Source organism: Qipengyuania pacifica (genome assembly GCF_019857205.1).
Lineage (GTDB): Bacteria > Pseudomonadota > Alphaproteobacteria > Sphingomonadales > Sphingomonadaceae > Qipengyuania > Qipengyuania pacifica.
The window spans coordinates 14,111-34,489 of sequence record NZ_JAHWXO010000002.1; the positions used below are offsets into that span (position 1 = coordinate 14,111).

The window sequence follows — 20,379 nt, forward strand, 5'->3', positions numbered from 1 at the left end:
TGAAATCTTCCGGTCGTCCGACGGTCACAATCGTTCTAAAGCAACGGCTTGTGCCGTGTTCCACCAAATCAGATCAGTCCGAGGCGCTCCAGCTTGCCTGCCAGTTTCCCCGGGAGCGCGTCGCCAATGTCCTCCCCTTCGGCCAGATCGCGCGGCACGTCTCCCTTGAGATAACGCCAGCCCTGATGCGCGCGCTTCGGGCGGGGATGCACTCGGACGAGTTCGGGCTTGAGGTCGATCGACCAGCGCCCGTCAGCCGTCTCGGAAAATCCGATGATTTCGCTGCGTGCCACGATGCTGTGCTGATGGATCCAGTAAAGCGATCCGCCGATGCACTCTTCCCACTTCGTCGGGCGATAACGCGTGGTCAGGTTCGGGCTACGCCGCTGCGCATACCAGCTTTCGATATCGCCATAGCTTTGCGCCCCGAAAGCGATCTTGGTCAGATTGAGCGGCATGTGGACCAGATGGGATGATGGGGCGCCGCACTCAAGTGCATTTTGCCGATAGTCCAAAAAGCATCGCGACATTGATCTGATTGGCATCAGGCGTAAGAATGCCCGGGCAATTTCGCCTGGGGAGCGTGCTTTGAACATGAGAAGCCACATCGGAAATGCCGGTATCGTCGCAGCGCTTGTCGCTGCAGCGCCGGCAGTAGCGCAGCAGGCGGACGGCTATTGGCGCGGCAGTCTCGACCTCAACGGCACCAGTCTGACGATCGGCGTCGCTCTCGAGCGAGGGGAGGACGGGCCACTTGTGGGAACGCTCGACAGTCCGGATCAGAAAGCCTTCGACATTCCGCTCTCGGAAGTGGTGGCTGATGCCGACACACTATCCTTCTCCGTCCCCGCCATAGGGGCAGCCTATTCGGGCACGTGGGATGCCGAGGCCGAAGTCTGGCAAGGCGTGTTCAGCCAGGCAGGAATGCAGTTTCCGTTGACCCTGAGCGCCGCCCAGCCCCCCGAACGGACCGCCGAGGTCAAACAGCCATCCCTTCCGGATGATTGGGAAATGCCGGGTGATGACGCCATCCGGACAGCCATAACCGATCGGCTTGCCGGCAGACCCGGCGCCGAAATGATCGTCGGTACGGTGGAAGCGGCGAACGCGCGCACGATTTCCAGCGACGAGGCGAGCGTGAATGCGCGAACCTTGTTCGAGATCGGCTCGATGACGAAGGTTTTCACCGGGCTTCTGCTGGCCGACATGGTGCTCGATGGGACGGTTTCCCTCGATGACCCTGTCGAGAGTTACCTTCCCGACGGCGCCACAATGCCCCGGCGTGATGGCAGGCAGATCACTCTGCGAAATCTGTCGCAGCAGGATTCGGGTTTGCCGCGCTTGCCCGACAATCTCAGCCCGTCCGATGTCACGGATCCCTATGCGGATTACACCGAGGCGGACCTGCTCGGTTTTCTCGCCGCCTACGAATTACCGAGAGAGATCGGCAGTCAGTATGGCTATTCGAACCTGGGCGTCGGCTTGCTCGGTTATGTTCTGGCCCGCGCGGCGAAAAGCGATTTCGAAACCCTGCTGCGAACCCGCATCCTTGATCCTCTGGGAATGGAAGATACCGCCATTACGCTCACGCCAGATCAGCAGGCTCGGTTCATCGGTGGGTTCGACGAATATATGCGGCCCACCAGTGCCTGGAATCTGGCGGTTCTCGCCGGGGCTGGTGGGTTGCGCTCAACGGCGCACGACATGGATATCTTCCTCAAGGCAGCTCTCGACCCGGAATCTGCCATCGCTCCGGCCATGAAACTGACGCTGGGCGAGACGAGGCAGTGGCCGGGATTCAAGGCCGGTCTTGGCTGGATGATCACTATGGCACCGGCGGGCGAAGTGATCGGGCACGGCGGCGGGACGGGTGGTTTCCGCTCCTACATGGGTCTGCAGCCGGCCACCGGTCGCGGGGTCGTGGCCCTGACCAATTCCGCCGCCGAACCGTCCGCGCAGGATATCGCACTTCACGTCCTGATCGGTGCGCCGATCGCGGAGGCGAAAGCCGTTCCCGAAGCGCCGACAGGCGTGGACCGCACGGAAGTGGAACTGTCGCAGGAGCAACTGGACCGGGTCACCGGCACCTATCGGTTCAACCCCGATCTGGCCCTCGTCGTCACGCGGAAGGGCGATCAGCTTATGGCTGCGATCACGGGGCAGGGCGCATTGCCGATCTTCCCGCGTTCGGAAGCGGAATTCTTCTGGCGGGCCGTCAACGCCGAGATCGTGTTTGCAGCGGACAACGGGATCGTCACGGGCGCGACCTTCACCCAGGACGGGGCCAGTTCGCCGCTCGTGAAAGAATAATGCCGCCGATCAGCTGCCGACGATACCGCTGGCCACCGCAAGACCGAGAAACGCGAAGAAGCCCATGGAATCGGTGATCATGGTCACGAAGACGCTGCTGGCCACTGCCGGGTCCTGATCGAGCCTGTCGAAGATCACTGGCACCAGCACGCCGGCGAGCCCGGCGATGACCACGTTGATGATCATGGCAAGTGCGATGACGCCGCCCAGCATCGGGCTGAAGATCACGCCAGTTGCCAGCCCGATGAGGACCGCGATGGTCATGCCGTTGAGTACTGCCACGCGCATTTCCCGCAGCAGGATGCGCCGCGTGTTGCTGCGCGTCAGCTGGTTGGTGGCGATTGCACGGACGGTCACTGCCATGGTCTGTGTGCCCGCATTGCCACCGATGCTGGCGACGATCGGCATCAGCACGGCAAGGGCAACCAGTTGCTCGATCGCTGCGCCGAACATGGCGATGATGAGCGATGCGACCAGCGCCGTGCCCAGATTGGCGATCAGCCAGCGGACCCGCGCGGAATAGGCTTCGCGGATCGGTTCGTTGATGTCGCCATCACCCGCACCCGACATCAGCAGGGCGTCTTCGCCCGCTTCTTCGGAAATGATGTGGACCACGTCGTCGACCGTCATCTGGCCGACAAGCCGATCGTTCTCATCGACCACGGCAGCGCTGATCAGATTGTATTTCTGGAACATCAGGCCGACCTCTTCCTGGTCGAGCATGACCGGGATGAGCGTCTGATCGCGCTTCATCACGTCTGCCAGCGCTACATTGCGCGGCGCACGCAGCACCCATGACAGGGCGCAGGTTCCTACCGGATGATGCTTTTCGTCGACCACGAACACTTCGAAGAATTCGTCGGGCAGGTCGCGCCCGTCGCGCAGGTAATCGATCAGGTCGCCCACCGTCAGATGTTCGGGCACGGCCACGAACTCGCGGCTCATCAGACGGCCGGCGGTTTCCTCGGGATAGGACAGGGCGGACTGGATTGCGATCCGGTCCTCCAGCTCGACCTCGGCCAGAATGGCGCGCTGGTCGGCCTCGTCCAGATCCTCGATCAGCTGGACGGCGTCGTCGGTTTCGAGCTGATCGACGATCTGCGCCACGGCCTCGGGCGGCAGCGCTTCCATCATGTCCTCGCGGACATAATCGTTCAGCTCGGCTACCACCTCCGACGTCATCAGATCGGTTATGGCGGCGGCTAGCTGGTAGCGTTCCTGCCGTTCGAGAAGTTCGAGAAGGTCGGCAATGTCGGCCGGGTGGAGCGGCTCGACCAGTTCGTAGACCGCCTTGGTGTCGCCCTCCTCGAGCGCATCCTCGACGGCCCGGACGAACTCCGGCTTGAACGTATTTTCCTCGTCCATGCGCTCGTCGTCGATGCGGTCGTCCGGACGGCCTTCCTCGGCCGGCTCGTGCGCGAGCAGGAATCCGTCTTCATCGAGGGGGCGGTCGCTCTCCGACATGAGCATCGCTCTAGGCACCCGCCATGGGATTGCAAGCAGAGGGTGACACGCTCTGCACAATCCCTATGTAGGCGCCAATCGATTTACAGGAGACACGACACATGGCTGACAAGCTGACCTTCACACTCGACACCGGCGACGGCGAAAACAAGGACGTGGTAATCAAGCTGCGCCCCGATCTGGCTCCGGGCCACGTCGAACGGATCACCGAACTCGTCGGTGAAGGATTCTACGACGGCGTCGTTTTTCACCGCGTCATCCCCGGCTTCATGGCGCAGGGCGGCGATCCGACCGGTACCGGCATGGGCGGCAGCGACAAGCCCGACCTGAAGGCCGAATTCAACAGCGAACCGCACACTCGCGGCACTTGCTCGATGGCCCGCACCCAGGTGCCCGACAGCGCGAACAGCCAGTTCTTCATCTGCTTCGACGACGCCGAATTCCTCGATGGCCAGTATACGGTCTGGGGCCAGGTAGAGAGCGGCATGGAGCATATCGATGCGCTGCCCAAGGGCGAACCGCCGCGTGATCCGGGCAAGATCGTCAAGGCGACCGTCTCGTAACCGATCCGGTCAGCAATTAGACGGTAAGGGCGGCCATGTGCCGCCCTTCTCATTGAAGGAACCCCTCTTCTTCGCTATTGGCGCACACCTGCTATGAAACCGACTACCGCCCCCAAGACCTACAGGGTCAAGAGCTTCGGCTGCCAGATGAACGTCTATGACGGCGAGCGCATGGCCGACATGCTGGACAAGCGCGGGATCGTTCCGGCGCCCGAGGGCGAGGAAGCCGATCTCGTGGTCCTCAACACCTGCCACATACGCGAAAAGGCGGCAGAGAAAGTCTATTCGGACATCGGGCGCCTGACCAAGGCGGGGCGCAAGGTCGGCAAGGAACCTCTGATCGCAGTAGCAGGCTGCGTCGCGCAGGCCGAAGGCGAGGAGATCATGGCTCGCAGCCCGGCGGTCAGCATGGTCGTCGGCCCGCAGGCCTATCACCGCCTGCCCGAAATGCTGGACAAGGCGGTTCAGGGCGAACGCGCCACGGATACGGACATGCCTGCCATTGCCAAGTTCGCGGCCTTGCCGGAGCGGACAAAACGCTTTCCTACAGCTTTCCTTACGGTGCAGGAGGGCTGCGACAAGTTCTGCACCTATTGCGTCGTGCCTTATACGCGTGGCGCGGAAATTTCCCGCCCCTTCGCCGATCTGGTAAAGGAAGCGCACCGTCTGGCGGAGCGCGGCGCGCGTGAAATCACGCTGCTTGGGCAGAACGTCAACGCGTGGAGTGGTGTGGATGCGAAAGGTGACAGTTGCGGGCTGGACGGGTTGATAAGAGAGCTTGCCAAGATACCGGAATTGCAGCGTATTCGCTACACGACCAGCCATCCCAACGATTTTGAAAAAGGGCTGGTTAGGTGTCATGCCGAGGTCGAAAAGCTGATGCCCTATCTGCACCTGCCGGTGCAGAGCGGATCGGACCGCGTGCTCAAGGCGATGAACCGCAGTCACACGGCAGACAGCTACCTGCGGCTGCTGGAAGATATGCGCGCCGCGCGCCCCGATATTGCGCTGTCGGGCGATTTCATCGTGGGCTTCCCCGGGGAAACCGACGCGGAATTCGAAGAAACCCTCGCGCTGGTCGACGAGGTCAAATATGCGCAGGCCTTCAGCTTCAAATACTCGCCGCGCCCCGGCACGCCCGCCGCCACGATGGACGGGCAGGTGGCAAAAGAGGTCATGGACGAACGCCTCCAGCGCCTGCAGGCGGCTCTCAACCGTGATCAGCTCGCATTCAACGAGGCAAGCGTCGGAAAGACCTGCCAGGTCCTCGTCGAACGCAAGGGCAAGCTGCCGGGCCAGTGGCTCGGCAAAACCCCATGGCTGCAAAGCGCCTGGTTCGAAGGCGACGTGGCGATCGGCGATCTGGTTGAAGTGGAACTTGTTGATTCAGGGCCGAATTCTCTAGAAGCCCGGCTCGCGCAGTGATAGCAAGGCTAAATGTCCAATCGACGGCGTGTGAGCACTCCTTTCAATATTCGGATTTCGCTGTCCGGACTATTGCTGCTGGCGCTTCACTGCACGCCATCCGTAGCGCAGGATACCGAACCTGACACGAGCGTAGAGTCCACGATTGTCGTTGAGGGTAGCAGGGATCTGGATAATGCCCGAGAGAAAGCGGAGAGACTGGCTCGGGAGCAGGCTAGCGAAATTACTCGGGCCGCTCGTCGGGGTTTGCCGTTAGAGCGACATCACCTCCCAGTCTGTCCCTTTGTCAACGGCATGAACGATGCTGTGTCCGAATTTATCGTTAAGCGGATGAAAAGCAACGCGGCTTCAATTGGTGTGGAGGCTGGAGGTGCCGATTGTAGCAAGAACATTTTTGTCGGATTAGTTTCCGACGTTGAGATGGAATTGGCTGCGCTCCTTAAAGATGAAGCGTGGGCGTTCGGCGAATTGCGTCGCTATCAGATAGACCGGATTACGAGCGAAACCGGCCCAAGCCGGGCTTGGCATGTTTCGATCATCGGGGACCGTTTTGGTTCACCGAAAAAAGATGCACAGGGTCGGCAGCTCGAACGCATCAGTCCGTCCGGCAGCCGTATAGTCCCTCCGATAACCCAGCTTATATCTGGAGCAGTTGTCCTCATCGAAAAAGCCGCGGTTATCGGAAAAACCCCTCAGCAGATTGCGGATTTTGCAACATTTCGTGCTTTGGTCCCGGTTAATACCGCGAATCCAAACATCGATAGCATTCTGACGCTGTTTCGTGACGAAGATGCCCCACAAGAGTTGACCGATTTTGACCGAGCATATCTCGTAGCCTATTACTCGGACGACACACGTAATCTCTCTTCAGAAAACGTATTCGGTGCCATTGGTGAACGATATGCCGATAATTTCGATGTTGGAGAGACCGGCAATTAAACTCATGGCGCCGAAGGGCAGGTCGTTGCGGTCTCCTTGCAACTGAACTCCCGCATCGCCCCCCAATGGGAGTTCAATGATGATCAGCCTGAGTTTTTCGAGGTAAGCGTCAGACGGACTTGCGAAGCGCTCATCGAAGGCAAAAAGCTTCGCGGCCACTGGGTCGGCAGAACATTCGGGCTGCGAGTACTTAGTTCGGAGGCCTGTTGATCGGCGATGTCACAGTGGAACTTGTTGATTCCGGGCGAAATTCCCTAGGCACCGAGTTATTGCAGTGTTAGCAATGTCACATGTTCAACCGGCGACAAATGGCGTGTGTTTGCTTGGCGCGCGTATTGTTGGGCAGTTCGTTGTTTTTTGTTTCAGTTCAAACTTCTGCACTGTCGCAGGAGGGCGAAGCGGGTGGGAATGAAGAGCAGACAATCATTGTTGAGGGTCGCCGAGACGCTGAAAAGGCTCGAGAGCTAACGGAGAAAGTGGCCCGTGAGCAGGCCGGCGAGATTACTCGTGCTGCTCGATCGGGCTATCCATTAGAGCGGCTCCATCTTCCCGTGTGTCCCTATGTGGTTGGAATCAACGAAGCGATAGCGAGCGAACTTATTGAACGGATGAAGAGCAACGCGATCTCTTTAGGAATTCAGGCAGGGCTTGACGATTGTAGCAAGAACATCCTCGTGGGATTTGTTCCTGACGTCGAAGCGGAAATGGCGGCTCTTTTAAAAAACGATCCATGGGCGTTCGGCGCTTTGCGCCGATATCAACGAGATCGTGTTGAAAAAGAAACGGGCCCGACCCGAGCTTGGCACGCTTCGATCATGGGAGATCGATTTGGTAAACCAAAATTGGATTTGTATGGGGAGCCAAAGGTCAAGAGGAGCAACCCGTCTGCCAGTCGGATCAGAAACATGGAGACCCAACTCATTGTGGGATCTGTCGTTCTAATAAATAGAGGCGCAGTCGAAGGGAAAACAATCCAGCAGATTTCCGATTTCGCGACATTTAGGGCGTTAGCGCCAGTGAACACGAAAAATCTCGCTCTAGACAGCATCTTGACACTCTTTAGAGATGACGCTGCTCCACCAGCCCTGACCGACTTTGATAAAGCTTACCTCTCAGCCTATTACTCGTCGGATAATAAAATTCTCTCCTCAGATAAGGTTATGAGCACCATCGGAGAACTGTACGCGGATGCTCAGGATAGTGATGATTAGCTCACTACCTCTCCATGTGGTTTATCTTTCCGGCATAAGTTCGCACATCGACTACGATCAGAAGGTCTCGGAAGGACCGCCCCCACCTTGCTAACAGTTTTTGGCCCTAGCGGGTAAAGCTCGCTTGCCTCCGGAGCGATGAGGCTTACATTCCGAGTCGTAGACGAAAGGAGCCTATGGCCCGTAAACCCGCACAGAAGGACACCCGGTCTTTCACCCCGCCGCCCTCTCCGCAACGCGAAGTGCGTCGCGCCCAGGTTGACATAGGCTTTGATAATCAGAGCCTGCTGGGCGCCCTGTTCGGGCAATTCGATGCCAATCTGGTACAAGTCGAAAACCGCCTGGGCGTGTTCATCTCGGCGCGCGGCAATCAGCTGCATATCGAAGGTCCGGAAGACAGCGTGGCTCGGGCACGTGATGTGCTGAAGGGCATGTACGATAAGCTGTCGATCGGTCAGGACCTCGATACAGGCGCGATCGAGGCCTTGATCGCAATGTCCGACGAACCGACTTTCGATGGGATCGTCGATGCCGAACCGGGCAATGGCAAAGGCGGGCCGCCGATCATGATCCGCACGCGGCGCAAGACGATCGTGCCGCGCAGCGCAATGCAGGCAACCTACATGCGCAGCCTGGTGCGCGACGATATCATCTTCGCTCTCGGGCCTGCAGGAACAGGCAAGACCTATCTCGCAGTGGCGCAGGCGGTGGCGCAACTGATCAATGGCAGCGTCCAGCGCCTGATCCTGTCCCGGCCTGCGGTGGAAGCCGGTGAAAAGCTCGGCTTCCTTCCCGGCGACATGAAGGAAAAAGTCGATCCCTATCTGCGTCCGCTCTATGACGCGCTTTACGACTGCATGCCGCCCGAACAGGTTGAGCGTCGGCTAGCTTCCGGTGAGATTGAGATTGCGCCGATCGCCTTCATGCGCGGACGCACACTGGCCGATGCCTTCGTCATCCTCGATGAAGCGCAGAACACCACGCGCGAACAGATGAAGATGTTTCTTACCCGCTTCGGCCAGAATAGCCGCATGGTCGTTTGCGGAGACCCACGGCAGGTCGACATTCCGGGCGGCGACGGGATGAGCGGCCTCGCCGATGCAGTGGGTAAGCTGGAAGGTGTCGATGGTTTCGGCACCATTCGCTTCACCGCTGCCGACGTTGTCCGCCATCCGATAGTCGGCCGTATTGTCGAAGCATACGAGGGGCCCACCACTTAATTCGGTCATTGCGAGCCCACACAGGCCGTCCATCGAGCGCGGCTTGGATGGCTTCATCGTGCTCGCAATGAGAGGAAGGATACCATGGAGCTGGACATCGAGATCGACGGCTGGCCGGAGGGGGACTGGCCCGCTTTGGCGGAGCGTGCCGGTGCGGCTGCTGCAGCGGTCGAACCAACGTTAATCAACGAACGCCTGACCGCATCGCTTCTCTTCACGACTGACGAGGAAGTTCACGCGCTGAACAAGCAGTGGCGCCATAAGGACAAGCCGACCAACGTCCTGTCATTTCCCATGCTTGAGCGCGACGATCTGCTCGATCTATCGAAGGATGGGCCGCCGGAAATGCTTGGTGATCTCGCGCTGTCTTACGAGACATGCGCCAGCGAGGCGCGCGACAAGAACGTATCGCTTTCCGATCACGCGGCCCATCTGATCGTCCACGGGCTGCTCCATCTTGCCGGGCATGATCATGTCGATTCCGACGCTCAGGCCGAAGCGATGGAGGCGCTTGAAATCGCAGCGCTTGCAAAATTAGGCATCGCGGACCCATATGGGGATCGCAACTGACTGGAGTGCATTGTTAGGGCCATGCCCGATTCGTCATCACCCGCGGGAGACGCGGAGAGTACCAGCGGGCTGATGCTCGCAATCCGGAAATTCTTCGACCCCGATCACGGCGAACGCTCGCTGCGCGCGCAGCTGGAAGAAGCGATCGACGAGCATGAGGGTGAGAACGGCGAAGAGGCGCCTGAAAACAGCGGCACCGGCGATCTGTCGCTGGTCGAGCGGCAGATGCTGCGCAATCTGTTGCACTTCTCCGAACACGATGCGGACGACGTAGCCGTGCCGCGCGGAGAGATCATCGCGATCGATGCCAAGGCGAGCTGGGACGAACTGGTCGATACGTTCGCCGAACACGGCCATTCGCGCATGCCGGTATATCGCGATCAGCTCGACGACGTGATCGGCATGATCCACATCAAGGACGTGTTCCCGATCCTCGCGCGCCGCGAACAGCCTCCGCGCGATTGGACCGTGCTGATGAGACAGCCGCTCTATGTTCCGCAAACGCGCAACGCTCTGGACGTGCTGGCCGATATGCGTGCGCAGCGTATGCATCTGGCTATCGTGGTGGACGAATTCTCCGGCACCGACGGCCTCATCACCATCGAAGATCTGGTCGAGGAAATCGTCGGCGATATCGAGGATGAGCACGATGATGCACCCGAAGAATGGATTGTCGATATCGGCGAGGGGATGTGGGATTGTGACGCCCGCGCCGAACTTGACGATGTGGCCGAGAACGTCTCGCCGGCGCTTGCTGAAGTTGAGGAATCTGTCGACACGCTTGGCGGTCTCGCCTTCGTGCTGGCAGAGCAGGTACCCGAGGTTGGCCGTATACTGGAGCATCCCAGTGGGTGGCGGATCGAAGTGACCGATGGCGATGAAACGCATGTGAAGCGTCTTCGCCTGCATGCCCCCGAACCGGATGCGACCACCGTGTGACAACTGTTGCAGATTTTTGCACATTCGCGCTCGACAGGCGTGATTTGCGTCAATAGCGTGCAACCATCATGGCAACACGGCGATTACCCCCACTTCGAGCGCTGGAGGCCTTCGTTCGCACGGTTCGCCTCGGCTCTGCGCGCGCGGCGGCAGACGAACTCGGTCTGAGCCCGTCGGCTCTTTCACGCCGGATCGGCAATCTCGAAGAATTCGTCGGCAAGAAGCTGTTCACGCGTGCCCGTCAGTCGATGAAGCTGACCGATGACGGCCATGCATTTTTCGAAGCAGTGAACCCGCAGCTTGAGGCATTGGCCCGCGCTGTTGAGAGCCAGTCGGAAAACCTTTCCGTCTTGCGCTTGCATTTGGGCGTCTTGCCGCTGTTCGGCACTCAACGTTTATTCCCACGGCTTGGAGAATTGCGCGAGCGGCACCCGCTTCTTCATATCGATATCGATACCGGGGCGCATCTGGAAGATCGGGTCGGCGACGTGCTCGATGCCGCCATCATCTTATCCCGTGGCCCGTCACGCGGGCTGCACGCAGTTCGTCTCGATTACAACAAGGTCCACGCAATTTGTAGCCGCGATCTTGCGGAGCGTCTGGGCTCCACCCCCGATGCATCACTGTTGATGAAGCAGACATTCCTGATCCACAACGAGCTTCCGGAAAGCTTCAATGCGTGGCGCCGGGAGATTGGCATGGGCGATCTTGAACCCACCGCGATCGACCATTTCGATTCGGGGCAGATTATGCTGGAAGCGGCCGCGCAAGGCCTCGGCATTGCGATCATGCATGACGATCACATGCGCCGGGCTGCCGATACCCGGCTAGCCAGACTTTTCGAGGTAGAGGTGGAAAGCCCCTACAGTTACTGGTTCGTGTGCAAGCCTACCGCGCTCGAAGAACGACCGGTGCGTCTGTTTCACGATTGGTTGGTAAAGGCGGGGCTTTAGTCCGAGATTTCGGTGCTCGCTTTTGGACGATAACGCACGGCTTCGACTACATGCTGGAAGTCGCGCAATGGTCCGCCGAGGTTAGCGACCAATTGCCGCTCGATCTCTTCTCTGGCCTTTGCGGCTACCGCCTTGCGCCCCCTGTAATCCACCGGGCTGAACGGCTCGAGATAGTGTAGCGAGAGCCGGAAGCTGCCTTTGCGCGCCATGACCCGCATCGCATTGTGCAGTCCGCTTTCCTCGCCGATCCAGGCGATATCCTCGGCGTTTTCTCCGTAATCCAGCACGACCGGCTGCACCATCACGCCCGCAGGGGGCGGTTCAAGCACGGATATCATGCTCGATTTGAACGGGAGAAGCGAATGGCCGTCGGTAACAGTGCCTTCGGGAAAAACCGTTACCGACCAGTTGTCCTGCAAAGCTTCTCGCAGCGCATTAATCTGCTCGGCCACGCCCATGCGGTTTTCGCGTTTGACGAACACGGTGCGATTGAGCCCACATAACCAGCCGATCACGGGCACTTCGGACAATTCCTGCTTGGCGACAAAGGCCGTACCGCTGGCGCCAGCCATGCTCAGGATATCGACCCAACTTATGTGGTTAGAGATGAAGAAGACGTCGCGCCGCAATGGCGTTCCGACGATCTTGACGCGCGCACCGACGATCCATGCGGTAAAGCGCAAGAAGAGCATGGGGAAGGGGGATCCATAGGCGAAGATCCGGTAGAGGTAATGCAGCGGCACGAACACCAATAGCAGGAGCAGGATGCCGAATGCGCGCAGGGAGAACCGGACCCAGCCAGCGACTGTTAGCGGTACTTTTTCGCCTCTCGCTGCCGCCAGTCGCTTGGCGGTATATTTCGCAAGCTTGCGCTCACTTTTCGCGGTCGAGGCGGACGCCATAGAGTTCCAGCCTGTGGTCGACCAGGCGATAACCGAGCTTGGCAGCAATCTGCTTTTGCAGGGCTTCAATTTCCGGATCGACGAATTCCACGACTTTGCCGGTTTCCACGTCGATCAGATGATCATGATGGGCTTCCGGCGCGGCTTCGTAACGGGCACGGCCATCGCCAAAATCATGGCGATCGAGAATGCCCGCCTCTTCGAAAAGCCGGACGGTACGATAGACCGTGGCAATTGAAATTCCCGAATCGATCTTGTTCGCCCGTTCGTGAAGCAGTTCGACATCGGGGTGATCGTCGCTTTCCGACAGCACCCGCGCGATTATGCGCCGCTGTTCGGTAATGCGCAGGCCCTTGTCGGCGCACAATTGTTCAAGATCGATTTTCTGGTGCAAGATGGATTCCCGAATGAAAAACGCCCCGCACCCTTATCGGGCCGGGACGTTTTGCTCAAGGCGAACCGGAGCGTTCAGGCCGTCTTCTTCTTCCGGCCCCGCTTCTGACCGGGCTTGCGGCCAAGGCCAATCTTCACGGCCAGTTCGCGGCGCTTTTCGGCATAGCTTGGCGCGACCATAGGATAATCGGACGGCAGGTTCCAACGCGCCCGGTATTCGTCAGGCGTCATGTCATAGGCCGTCTTGAGGTGGCGCTTGAGCATTTTCATCTTTTTGCCGTCTTCAAGGCAGATGATGTAATCCTTCTTGACCGACGAACGGATCGGTACGGCAGGTTCTAGCGGCGCTTCGCTGGTGGCTGTTTCCCCGTTGAGGCCCGAGAGCGCAGAATACACATTCGAGATCAATGTCGGGACGTCGTCTACGGATACGCTGTTGTTGCTGACATGCGCTGCGACGATATCCGAGGTGAGAGTGATAAGTGTCTCGGACATGTCTGTTTCAAATTTTTCCATTACTTTCCCTTTTATTTTGAGGGATATCGTTGAACGTCGCGACCCGTTCTTCCGGACATTGTATGAAAACGACAAAAAATTGCAAGTATTTCGCCAGGTTTTATTATCGGCGCTTAGCTACAATCTTTGCGCGAAGGTGATTGCATCCAACAGCGTGCCATCCAGCGTGCGGTAGTAATTCGCTCTACGGCCGATTGGCTCGAAACCGCAGGACAGGTACAATTTCTCAGCTGGATTATTTGCACGCATCTCCAAGAATACCCGCTCCGCTCCTTCTTTTCGGGCGACATCCGAAAAATATTCGATGAGCGCGCGGCCTACACCGTTATTTCTTACCTCGGGCCTAACGCCGATCAGCAGAAGTTCTTCTTCGCCAGGCGCGCGCCGCGCCAGAATGAACCCTGCTGCTTCGTGTCCCGGTGCTAGTAACCGCGCGTGTTTATCGAAAATAATCGCATAGGTGTGTGGCATGGCCAGCGAATTCTCGACCTGCTGCCGCGTCCAGGCTTCGCGCCAGTGTGGATCGAACGCAGCATCCATCACGCTCATAATGTGATCGAGGTCGCTCATTACATGGGGAGCTTTGCGTCGGGCGCCCGGCTATAAAGCGGGGACAGTTGGTCACGCAGCAGAGCGTCGGGCACAAGAAGGGCATCGCTCGCATTCGGCAGAATGATCGGCGCACTTGCAACGCCAATCATGGCACCAAGGTCCTCCGCTCTCGTGCCTGCCAGTATGTCCTGTGTCTTGCGCATGGCAGCGGTATCTGGAGACAACGAGGCGACATCATCCAATGGCATTCCATCAGTGCCGAAATCCTGCACGAACCACTCGCCGTGGCCCCCGGACATGCAGATCGTAACGGCCCGGTCAGTACCGGCGCGCGCCATGGCAGCAACCAGAGCTAGAGTAGGGTAGCCGCGTACCGGGATTTTCCAGGCCACACCCAAAGCACGAGCCACGGCTAGGCCGATGCGCACGCCGGTAAAACTTCCCGGACCTAAGGAGATGCGGATCTGCTCTGCATGGCCTTTTTCCGGCAGTTCCGCGATCATCGGAACGAGCCGTTCGGCATGGCCGCGACCAAGCACTTCGTGGCGGGCGTCTATCAATCGCCCCTGATCGAACAAGGCGATCGAACAGGCTTCGGTTGCAGTTTCAATGGCCAGAATGCGCATGAATACGCACTGCCTCAGGCAAAGCCGGCCTGCAAGTCAGGCGATGCGGTTGAACCTGTCGAAATCGGGTCGAGGACTGCGATCGAAAATGCTGCTTGGATCGCCGTACCCGATGGAGCAGATAAAATTGCTGCGAGTGCGTGGATCGTCGGCGAAGAATTCTTCGTCGACAGCCTTATTGTCAAAACCGGACATTGGGCCACAATCCAGCCCAACAGCTCTGGCAGCGATCATCAGATATGCGCCCTGCAAGGAGGAATTGCGAAACGCGCCTTCCTTACGTCCATCCTCGTCACCTTCGAACCAACTTTTGGCGTCGGTATGAGGGAACAGCCACGGCAGTTCCTCGTGGAAATCGATGTCATAGCCCACGATAGCCGTGACGGGAGCAGTCTTGATCTTGTCGCGATTTCCATCTGAGGCCAGCGCGGCAAGCTTGCCTTTGGCTTCCTGCGACTTCACCCAAACGATACGCGCAGGCTGCATGTTGGCCGATGTCGGGCCCATCTTCATCAATTCGTAGATCGCGTGAATTTGCTCGTCGCTTACCGATTTATCGAGCCAGCCGTTGTAACTGCGCGCTTCGCGGAAAATCTGGTCGAGCGCTTCGCCGGATAGGGCGGTGTCGTGAAACTGAGTGGTCATGAATTATCCCGGTTGGAACTGGAAGATCAGGCTGCCCGGACTTCAACGACCTCTGGGACATAATGTTTCAATAGACCTTCAATGCCATGCTTGAGCGTCGCCGTGGATGATGGACACCCGGAACACGCACCCTGCATTTGCAGATGAACTATGCCGTCACGGTACCCGCGATACTGAATATCGCCTCCGTCGCCCGCGACGGCCGGTCGGACCCTCGTTTCCAGCAATTCGTTGATCTGAGAAATGATGTCTGCATCTTCATCACGCTCGTCGACCAGCATACCCTGATCTTCCGGGGGAACCGAAATGCCGCCCGCGCTGCCCGGTGTGAAGAGCGGTGCCTGCGCAACGAAATGGTCGAGCAGAATCGCCAGCACCTGCGGCTTGAGATCGGTCCAGTTTACCCCTGGTGCAGCCGTGACGGTGACAAAATCACCGCCGAAGAACACATTCACCACCTCTCCGGTATCGAAGATTGCCTGGGCCAGCGGGCTGGCCTCTGCCGCCTCCGGCGTGGCAAATTCGCGTGTTCCCTGTCCCATGACCTGCTGGCCGGGAAGGAACTTGAGGCTCGCCGGGTTGGGCGTGGTTTCGGTCTCTATGAACATGCCTGACGATGTAGGAAGCTCGGGAACCGGGGACAAGGACGGAACGCTTGGCACGTGAACATTCACCTAGCCTTCACGGTTGTCCCGCCTATATGCCTTCCATGACCAATTTTTCGCGCGCCGTCCGGCGTCTCGCGCTTTTTCTTCCCGCTGCGCTGCTCGTACCGCAGCCCATCCTCGCGCAGGAACCGGCCGTTCCGGCTCCGCAATATATAACTCCGGCCGGTGAAACGCCGTGGATTTATGAAGGCAGCGACGTTCCGCGAGACGAGGAATGGACCTTCGGTGAATTGCCCAATGGTCTGCGCTATGCCGTTCGCAAGAACGGCGTGCCGCCCGATCAGGTTTCCGTTCGCGTTCGTATCGATGCAGGGTCCTTGCATGAAGAGGATTCAGAACGCGGCTATGCCCACCTTCTGGAGCATCTGCTTTTCCGCGAAAGCCAGTATCTGAAGGTCGGAGCGGCCATTCCGACATGGCAGCGGCTCGGTGCGACCTTCGGCAGCGATACCAATGCGCATACCAGCCCGACGGAAACCGTCTTCAAGCTGGATCTGCCCAATACTAATGCGGCCAAGCTGGCAGAAAGCATGAAGCTTCTTTCCGGCATGGTGCGCAGCCCAGTTCTATCCGATACGAACGTGAAGGCAGAGGTACCGATCGTACTTGCTGAAAAGCGTGAACGTGGCGGAGCATCCGAGCGGGCCGGCAATGCCAGCCGAGAAGTGCTTTTTGCCGGACAGCGACTGGCGAACCGCATCCCGATCGGGACCGAAGAAACCCTGCGGGCTGCAACCGGCGATAGCGTCAGCGCCTTCTACAAACGTTGGTATCGCCCTGAAAACGTGGTCGTTGTTGCTGCAGGCGATATCGACCCGATGGTGCTTGCTGCGGAAATCGAAAAGTGGTTCGGCGACTGGCAGGGCGATGGGCCTGCAGTCGCGGCGCCCGATTTCGGCGATCCGGTGGCACCCGCCGGAGCCGATCCGGCCAACCCGGTCGGCGAGATCGGCGTCATCGTCGAGCCCGACCTGCCTCGTTCGTTCACGTACACGATCATGCGCCCCTGGCGACCGGTTCAGGACACAGTAGCCTATAACGAAGGTTTGCTTCGCGACGCCTTGGCTCAGGCTCTCATCAATAGGCGACTTGAATCGCGCGCGCGTTCGGGCGGCAGCTATCTCTATGCGCAGGTATCGCAGGATGATGTCAGCCGGTCGTCAGACATGACCTTCGTCACTTTCGCTCCTTTGACCAGCGACTGGAAAGCGGCGCTCGATGATATTCGCGGCGTAATCGCCGATGCGCTGGCCACTCCGCCGACGCAGGACGAAATCGATCGAGAACTTGCCGAATTCGAAATTGTTTTCAAAAGCCAGGTCGAGCAGCGGCGCGTCCTGCCTGGGCCGCAGCTGGCCGACGACATTGTGAACGCTGTCGATATTCGCGAAGCGGTCGCTGCTCCAGAAACGGTCCTTACCGTTTTCAATTCGATGAAGCAGACTTTGACGCCGGAACTCGTGCTCGAACATACGCGGGCGTTGTTTACAGGCGATGTTATCCGTGCGGCCTATGTCACACCGGCAACGGGTGAGGCGGATGAGGAGGCGATACGATCTGCACTCAAGGAAACGGTCGCAGCCGATACGGGTTCGCGCCTGACGGGTCGCGCCGTGTCTTTCGAAGATTTGCCCGCAGTCGGTGAGCCGGGTCAGGTAACTGCTCAGGGACCGATCGGCGTTCTCGACATTGAAAAGGTTGAATTCGCCAATGGCGTGAAGGCCATCCTGTGGTCTAACGATGCCGAACCTGGACGGGTAGCGGTCAAGGTTCGTTTCGGCGCCGGCTATCGCGCACTCGACGCGGACGATGCCGTGTATGCAAATCTCGGCAGTTCTGCACTGATCGGTTCGGGTATCGGCGAGCTAGGCCAGGAAGAACTCGATCGTCTTGCTACAGGCCGCAAGTTCGGCTTCGATTTTGAAACCGGTGACGGCGCATTCACCTTCTATGCGCAAACGCGCGAAGCTGATCTCGATGAACAGCTCTATCTGTTCGCTGCCAAGCTGGCGATGCCGGGCTGGGATCCCAATCCGGTAATTCGTGCAAAGGCGGCGGGCAAACTCGCTTACGAAAGTTACGCTGCGAGCCCCGGCGGTATCCTTCAGCGCGATCTGGAATATCTGCTGCGCGATAGCGATCCGCGTTTCCAGACGCCCACGCCAGAAATGTTCGATGCTGCAACGCCGGAGAAGTTCCGCGAAGTATGGGAGCCGCTGCTCAAGCAGGGACCGGTCGAAGTGCTCGTCTTTGGTGAATTCGACAAAGCGGCTACGATCGAAACGCTGCGCAAGACGTTCGGGGCGTTGCCTGCGCGCGAAGAGCCTAGCGCTGCTGTCCTGAACCGCGGGGTCGACTTTCCCGAAGCCGGCGAGACGGTTGTTCGCCATCACCGCGGCGATGCCAATCAGGCAGCCGCCGTCGTCGCCTGGCCGAGCGGGGCGGGCGTCGACAATCTGCGCGAATCGCGTCACCTCGAGGTACTCACGTCGGTCTTCAACAACCGCCTGATGGACGCCATGCGTGAACATGCCGGCGCGAGCTATTCGCCGGTTGTCCGGTCTGAATGGCCGAGCGACGTTAAAAGTGGCGGCCGGATCGCGGCACTCGCCCAATTGCGTCCCGAAGACGTGCCGGTCTTCTTCGCCGAAGCCGAACGTATTGCGAAGGAACTGGCGAGCGAACCGGTCAGTCAGGACGAATACGACCGCGTCGTCGAACCGCTCCGCCAGTACGTCAGCCGAGCCTCAACCGGTAACCTCTTCTGGCTTTACCAGCTCGAAGGCTCGACCGTCGATGCTCGCCGGGTAGACATGCTGCGCTATCTGCTAGCCGATTACACCGAAGTTCCACCTGCTCAATTGCAGGCGTTGGCGCAGAAGTATTTCGGGTCCCGCGCAGGCTGGCACCTGGCGATCATCCCCCAAGGGCAAGAACTTGCAACTGCGGCCAACGTCGGAGCCGCTGCGGCCAGCGGCTGAGCCGGTCACTGCAATCGGCTTTTTAAGCTGGCCAAGCAAATGCTGCTTGCGACATGGCACCTGTTCGTCTGCTAAGGGGCGGATAGTCAGGCGCGACTTTCAGCGCCGCAGATGGAAAATATAATGGCAACGAATTGGGCACCCGACAGCTGGCAGGGATTCACGGCGAAGCATTTGCCGACTTATCCCGACGCGGCTGCTCTCGATGCCGCAACGACGACGCTCGAGACGCATCCTCCGCTGGTTTTCGCAGGCGAGGCGCGCGCGCTCAAGGCGGATCTGGCGGAGGTCGCGCAAGGCCACGCATTCCTGCTCCAGGGTGGGGATTGCGCGGAAAGCTTCGCCGAATTCCATCCGAACAATATCCGCGATACATTTCGCGTGCTGTTGCAGATGGCCGTTGTCATGACCTTCGCCAGCAAGAAACCAGTGGTCAAGGTCGGGCGCATGGCAGGCCAGTTCGCCAAGCCGCGCAGTTCCGACACCGAAACGCAAGGATCGGTCACGCTACCGAGCTATTTCGGCGACAACATCAATGGCATCGAATTCGACGAAGCCACCCGCGCAGCCGATCCGCAGCGCATGGTGCGCGCCTATTCGCAGGCCGCGGCCACGCTCAACCTGCTGCGTGCCTTCGCCACCGGAGGCTATGCCAATCTCCGCCAGGTTCATCAGTGGACGCTGGATTTCATGGGCCGCAGCCCGTGGGCTGACAAATTTTCGGACATTGCCGATCGCATCGGTGAAGCCCTCGATTTCATGGAAGCGTGCGGGGTCGATCCGCAGGTGCTACCACATTTGCAGCGCACCAGCTTTTACACGAGCCACGAAGCGCTGCTGCTCCCGTACGAACAGGCCATGACCCGGCGGGACAGCCTGACGGGCGATTGGTACGATACCAGCGCGCACATGGTCTGGATCGGCGACCGTACTCGGTTCGATGATAGTGCGCATGTCGAATTCTGCCGCGGGATCGGCAATCCGTTGGGGATGAAATGCGGCCCCAGCCTCGAAACGGATGCTATGCTGCGCCTGCTCGATACGCTCAACCCTGCGCGCGAACCGGGCCGCATCACGCTGATCAGTCGTTTCGGCCACGACAAGGTGGAAGAAGGCCTGCCCCGCCTCGTTCGGGCGGTAAAGGCGGAAGGCCACCCCGTGGTGTGGAGTTGCGACCCGATGCACGGCAACGTCGTCAAATCGGAAAGCGGCTACAAGACGCGGCCCTTCGATCGTATTCTGACCGAGGTGAAGGGCTTCTTCGCCGTCCATCGTGCCGAAGGGACGCATCCGGGCGGTATCCATGTCGAAATGACCGGGCAGGACGTGACCGAATGTGTGGGCGGAGCGGTGGCGATCACCGATGAAGCGTTGAAAGATCGCTATCACACGCATTGCGATCCCCGCCTCAACGCTGCTCAGTCTCTCGAGCTTGCCTTCCTGATCGCTGAGATGCTGAACGAAGAACAGGCCGTTCGCCGTGCTGACGCAGCCTGATCCTT

At 59.2% G+C, this 20,379-nt stretch carries 20 protein-coding genes; 11 read left to right on the forward strand and 9 right to left on the reverse strand.

Translation table 11 applies throughout. The features are described from left to right. Positions 1 to 68: 68 nt before the first annotated feature. On the reverse strand, positions 69 to 458 hold the full coding sequence (locus KYK83_RS03160; protein ID WP_103023108.1) for a DUF1489 family protein: 390 nt from the start codon (positions 456 to 458) through the stop codon (positions 69 to 71). Between the two features lie 136 nt (positions 459 to 594). Here KYK83_RS03160 and KYK83_RS03165 point away from each other — a divergent pair, with 136 nt between their 5' ends. After that, complete coding sequence (locus KYK83_RS03165; protein WP_222827169.1) at positions 595 to 2,310, forward strand: serine hydrolase; 1,716 nt, start codon at positions 595 to 597, stop codon at positions 2,308 to 2,310. 9 nt (positions 2,311 to 2,319) lie between these two features. On the opposite strand, the gene mgtE is transcribed toward KYK83_RS03165, so the two are convergent. Further along, positions 2,320 to 3,774 (reverse strand): magnesium transporter, encoded by a 1,455-nt coding sequence (gene mgtE, locus KYK83_RS03170; RefSeq protein ID WP_222827170.1) that lies wholly within the window; start codon positions 3,772 to 3,774, stop codon positions 2,320 to 2,322. A gap of 101 nt (positions 3,775 to 3,875) precedes the next feature. Here mgtE and KYK83_RS03175 point away from each other — a divergent pair, with 101 nt between their 5' ends. The 8 genes from KYK83_RS03175 (at position 3,876) to KYK83_RS03210 (ending at position 11,594) form a co-directional block, all read left to right on the forward strand. Then, positions 3,876 to 4,337, forward strand: a complete 462-nt coding sequence (locus tag KYK83_RS03175; RefSeq protein ID WP_103023110.1) for a peptidylprolyl isomerase — start codon at positions 3,876 to 3,878, stop codon at positions 4,335 to 4,337. Positions 4,338 to 4,430: 93 nt separating this feature from the next. Further along, the gene (gene miaB / locus KYK83_RS03180; RefSeq protein ID WP_222827171.1) at positions 4,431 to 5,762 is read left to right on the forward strand and encodes a tRNA (N6-isopentenyl adenosine(37)-C2)-methylthiotransferase MiaB; all 1,332 of its coding nucleotides are present in this window, start codon (positions 4,431 to 4,433) and stop codon (positions 5,760 to 5,762) included. Between the two features lie 306 nt (positions 5,763 to 6,068). Then, a complete protein-coding gene (locus KYK83_RS03185) occupies positions 6,069 to 6,701 on the forward strand; it encodes a hypothetical protein (RefSeq protein ID WP_222827172.1) in 633 nt (210 codons plus the stop codon). Between the two features lie 290 nt (positions 6,702 to 6,991). Then, positions 6,992 to 7,912 (forward strand): hypothetical protein, encoded by a 921-nt coding sequence (locus KYK83_RS03190; protein ID WP_222827173.1) that lies wholly within the window; start codon positions 6,992 to 6,994, stop codon positions 7,910 to 7,912. A 176-nt stretch (positions 7,913 to 8,088) separates the two neighbouring features. Further along, positions 8,089 to 9,132, forward strand: coding sequence for a PhoH family protein (locus tag KYK83_RS03195; protein ID WP_222827174.1), 1,044 nt, complete (start codon positions 8,089 to 8,091; stop codon positions 9,130 to 9,132). Positions 9,133 to 9,216: 84 nt separating this feature from the next. Continuing rightward, the gene (gene ybeY / locus KYK83_RS03200; protein WP_222827175.1) at positions 9,217 to 9,702 is read left to right on the forward strand and encodes an rRNA maturation RNase YbeY; all 486 of its coding nucleotides are present in this window, start codon (positions 9,217 to 9,219) and stop codon (positions 9,700 to 9,702) included. 21 nt (positions 9,703 to 9,723) lie between these two features. Then, positions 9,724 to 10,641 carry a hemolysin family protein gene (locus KYK83_RS03205; RefSeq protein WP_222827176.1) on the forward strand — a complete coding sequence of 306 codons (918 nt, stop codon included), beginning with the start codon at positions 9,724 to 9,726 and terminating at the stop codon, positions 10,639 to 10,641. Between the two features lie 68 nt (positions 10,642 to 10,709). Further along, positions 10,710 to 11,594, forward strand: coding sequence for a LysR substrate-binding domain-containing protein (locus tag KYK83_RS03210; RefSeq protein ID WP_103023120.1), 885 nt, complete (start codon positions 10,710 to 10,712; stop codon positions 11,592 to 11,594). Here the strand turns inward: KYK83_RS03210 and KYK83_RS03215 are convergent. The 7 genes from KYK83_RS03215 to KYK83_RS03245 all read right to left on the reverse strand — a co-directional run bounded on the left by KYK83_RS03215 (position 11,591) and on the right by KYK83_RS03245 (position 15,836). Continuing rightward, positions 11,591 to 12,496 (reverse strand): lysophospholipid acyltransferase family protein, encoded by a 906-nt coding sequence (locus KYK83_RS03215; RefSeq protein ID WP_222827177.1) that lies wholly within the window; start codon positions 12,494 to 12,496, stop codon positions 11,591 to 11,593. The two genes, KYK83_RS03210 and KYK83_RS03215, sit on opposite strands and share 4 nt — an antisense overlap. Further along, positions 12,468 to 12,890, reverse strand: coding sequence for a Fur family transcriptional regulator (locus KYK83_RS03220; protein WP_103023122.1), 423 nt, complete (start codon positions 12,888 to 12,890; stop codon positions 12,468 to 12,470). Before KYK83_RS03220 ends, KYK83_RS03215 begins: the two co-directional genes overlap by 29 nt. 74 nt (positions 12,891 to 12,964) lie before the next feature. Further along, positions 12,965 to 13,405 carry a Ros/MucR family transcriptional regulator gene (locus KYK83_RS03225; protein WP_196846474.1) on the reverse strand — a complete coding sequence of 147 codons (441 nt, stop codon included), beginning with the start codon at positions 13,403 to 13,405 and terminating at the stop codon, positions 12,965 to 12,967. Positions 13,406 to 13,522: 117 nt separating this feature from the next. Continuing rightward, positions 13,523 to 13,975 (reverse strand): GNAT family N-acetyltransferase, encoded by a 453-nt coding sequence (locus KYK83_RS03230; protein ID WP_222827178.1) that lies wholly within the window; start codon positions 13,973 to 13,975, stop codon positions 13,523 to 13,525. Then, a complete protein-coding gene (gene tsaB / locus KYK83_RS03235) occupies positions 13,975 to 14,583 on the reverse strand; it encodes a tRNA (adenosine(37)-N6)-threonylcarbamoyltransferase complex dimerization subunit type 1 TsaB (RefSeq protein WP_222827179.1) in 609 nt (202 codons plus the stop codon). Before tsaB ends, KYK83_RS03230 begins: the two co-directional genes overlap by 1 nt. Before the next feature lie 36 nt (positions 14,584 to 14,619). Then, positions 14,620 to 15,228, reverse strand: a complete 609-nt coding sequence (locus KYK83_RS03240; protein WP_103023125.1) for a malonic semialdehyde reductase — start codon at positions 15,226 to 15,228, stop codon at positions 14,620 to 14,622. 26 nt (positions 15,229 to 15,254) lie between these two features. Further along, complete coding sequence (locus tag KYK83_RS03245) at positions 15,255 to 15,836, reverse strand: NifU family protein (protein WP_222827180.1); 582 nt, start codon at positions 15,834 to 15,836, stop codon at positions 15,255 to 15,257. 101 nt (positions 15,837 to 15,937) lie between these two features. On the opposite strand from KYK83_RS03245, the gene KYK83_RS03250 reads away from it, so the two are divergent. Further along, the gene (locus KYK83_RS03250) at positions 15,938 to 18,877 is read left to right on the forward strand and encodes a M16 family metallopeptidase (RefSeq protein WP_222827181.1); all 2,940 of its coding nucleotides are present in this window, start codon (positions 15,938 to 15,940) and stop codon (positions 18,875 to 18,877) included. A 123-nt stretch (positions 18,878 to 19,000) separates the two neighbouring features. Further along, a complete protein-coding gene (locus tag KYK83_RS03255) occupies positions 19,001 to 20,374 on the forward strand; it encodes a class II 3-deoxy-7-phosphoheptulonate synthase (RefSeq protein ID WP_222827182.1) in 1,374 nt (457 codons plus the stop codon). Positions 20,375 to 20,379 lie beyond the last annotated feature (5 nt).

Bases quoted from the DNA above. Each gene is read 5' to 3' on its own strand.
- KYK83_RS03240 (WP_103023125.1), bottom strand. From the start codon at position 15,228: ATGACCACTCAGTTTCACGACACCGCCCTATCCGGCGAAGCGCTCGAC.
- tsaB (WP_222827179.1), bottom strand. From the start codon at position 14,583: ATGCGCATTCTGGCCATTGAAACTGCAACCGAAGCCTGTTCGATCGCC.
- KYK83_RS03230 (WP_222827178.1), bottom strand. From the start codon at position 13,975: ATGAGCGACCTCGATCACATTATGAGCGTGATGGATGCTGCGTTCGAT.
- KYK83_RS03210 (WP_103023120.1), top strand. From the start codon at position 10,710: ATGGCAACACGGCGATTACCCCCACTTCGAGCGCTGGAGGCCTTCGTT.
- KYK83_RS03250 (WP_222827181.1), top strand. From the start codon at position 15,938: ATGACCAATTTTTCGCGCGCCGTCCGGCGTCTCGCGCTTTTTCTTCCC.
- KYK83_RS03215 (WP_222827177.1), bottom strand. From the start codon at position 12,496: ATGGCGTCCGCCTCGACCGCGAAAAGTGAGCGCAAGCTTGCGAAATAT.
- KYK83_RS03195 (WP_222827174.1), top strand. From the start codon at position 8,089: ATGGCCCGTAAACCCGCACAGAAGGACACCCGGTCTTTCACCCCGCCG.
- miaB (WP_222827171.1), top strand. From the start codon at position 4,431: ATGAAACCGACTACCGCCCCCAAGACCTACAGGGTCAAGAGCTTCGGC.
- KYK83_RS03175 (WP_103023110.1), top strand. From the start codon at position 3,876: ATGGCTGACAAGCTGACCTTCACACTCGACACCGGCGACGGCGAAAAC.
- ybeY (WP_222827175.1), top strand. From the start codon at position 9,217: ATGGAGCTGGACATCGAGATCGACGGCTGGCCGGAGGGGGACTGGCCC.
- KYK83_RS03205 (WP_222827176.1), top strand. From the start codon at position 9,724: ATGCCCGATTCGTCATCACCCGCGGGAGACGCGGAGAGTACCAGCGGG.
- KYK83_RS03225 (WP_196846474.1), bottom strand. From the start codon at position 13,405: ATGGAAAAATTTGAAACAGACATGTCCGAGACACTTATCACTCTCACC.
- KYK83_RS03165 (WP_222827169.1), top strand. From the start codon at position 595: ATGAGAAGCCACATCGGAAATGCCGGTATCGTCGCAGCGCTTGTCGCT.
- KYK83_RS03255 (WP_222827182.1), top strand. From the start codon at position 19,001: ATGGCAACGAATTGGGCACCCGACAGCTGGCAGGGATTCACGGCGAAG.
- KYK83_RS03190 (WP_222827173.1), top strand. From the start codon at position 6,992: ATGTTCAACCGGCGACAAATGGCGTGTGTTTGCTTGGCGCGCGTATTG.
- mgtE (WP_222827170.1), bottom strand. From the start codon at position 3,774: ATGTCGGAGAGCGACCGCCCCCTCGATGAAGACGGATTCCTGCTCGCG.
- KYK83_RS03160 (WP_103023108.1), bottom strand. From the start codon at position 458: ATGCCGCTCAATCTGACCAAGATCGCTTTCGGGGCGCAAAGCTATGGC.
- KYK83_RS03245 (WP_222827180.1), bottom strand. From the start codon at position 15,836: ATGTTCATAGAGACCGAAACCACGCCCAACCCGGCGAGCCTCAAGTTC.